This window comes from Corallococcus sp. 4LFB, from assembly GCF_046520365.1.
GTDB classification, from domain to species: domain Bacteria; phylum Myxococcota; class Myxococcia; order Myxococcales; family Myxococcaceae; genus Corallococcus; species Corallococcus caeni.
The window spans coordinates 1-1,563 of record NZ_JBKGHJ010000951.1; the positions used below are offsets into that span (position 1 = coordinate 1).

The window sequence follows — 1,563 nt, forward strand, 5'->3', positions numbered from 1 at the left end:
CCGCCGCCACGGTTCTCTCCGCCGCCACGGTTCTCTCCGCCGCCCCGCTCACGGTCGCGGTCCCGGCCGCCGCCACGGCGGCCCTGGTCCTGACGGCCGCCGTAGTTGCTCTCCGGACGGCGCTGCTGCATCGCCAGCTCGCCGTCACCGGAGCCCGGCGACGAGGCCACCTTGTGCTCGGGGCCCGTGGCCGACCGGCCGTAGATGTCGTACTGCTCGCGGTGGTAGTTCTGCTGCGCCTTCACCTGGATGGACTTGTTGTAGCGGTCCATCAGGTGCCGCAGCTCGTTGCGCTCCTCGCCCTGCAAGAGCCGCGCGACCTCCGCGTTGCAGTTGATGACGAGCGTGGAGTCCTTGTAGCCCGGCGCCTCGCGGCGGATCTCCCGGAAGATTTCGTACGCGACCGTGGTCGCCGTCTTCACGAAGCCCTTGCCGTCGCAGTACGGGCAGTCCTCGTGCAGCACGCGGCCAATGGACTCGCGCACGCGCTTGCGCGTCATCTCCACCAGGCCCAGCTCGGAGATGCGCAGCACGTTCGTCTTGGCCTTGTCGCGGCCCAGCGCTTCCTGCAGCGACTTGAAGACCTTGTCGCGGTTCTGCGCCTTCTCCATGTCGATGAAGTCGCAGATGATGATGCCGCCGATGTTGCGCAGCCGGAGCTGGTAGACGATCTCCTTGGCCGCCTCGACGTTGATCTTGGTGATGGTCTCCTCGAGGCTCTTCTTGCCGACGTAGCGGCCCGAGTTGACGTCGATGGCGGTGAGCGCCTCCGCCTGGTCGATGATGAGGTAGCCGCCGCTCTTCAGCCACACCTTGCGCTGGGTGGCGCGCTGCAGCTCCTGCTCGATGCCGTAGGCGTCGAAGACGGGCTCGTCGGTTTCATGCAGCACCACGCGGTCGCGCAGCGCCGGGTCCTGCGCGGTGACGAAGCCCTGGATGCGCTCGTACTCCTCCGCGTCGTCCACGACGAGCTTCTCCACGTCGTGGGCGAACAGGTCGCGCGTGGCGCGCAGGATGAGGTCCAGGTCCGGGTGCAGGAGGCCTGGTCCGCCGCGCTTCTCGTTGCGGCGCACCACCTGGTTCCACACCTCGATGAGGAACCGGATGTCGCTCTCCAGCTTCTCCTGGGGAACGTTCTCCGCCACGGTGCGCACGATGAAGCCCGTGCCGGGCGGCCGCAGCCGGTCCACGATTTCACGCAGCCGCCGGCGCTCCTTCTCGTTGGAGATGCGGCGGCTGATGCCCACGTGGTCCACCGTGGGCATGAACACCAGGTGACGGCCGGGGATGGAGATGTGCGACGTGAGCCGCGCGCCCTTCGTGCCGATGGGGTCCTTGGAAATCTGGACCACCACCTCCTGGCCCACCTTCAGCAGGTCTTCAATCTTGTCCGTCTTGCGCTGCTTGGGCTTCTCCTTCTCCTCGTCGCGCTTCTCGCGGCGGGGCGGCTCCTGGCGGCGCTTGTCCTTGTCCTTCTCGCGGCCCTCCCTGTTGCGCGGCTCGCGGGCCTCCCGCGCCTCGCGCGGCGTGCGGCGCTCGCCGGACACCTCGGCGGGGCGGGCG

1 protein-coding gene is annotated in these 1,563 nt (G+C 68.5%); it reads right to left on the minus strand.

From position 1 onward, the window contains the following. Positions 1–1,563: Rne/Rng family ribonuclease (locus ACLEQD_RS43090; RefSeq protein ID WP_410391747.1), on the minus strand; the 1,563-nt coding region annotated here is incomplete at both ends.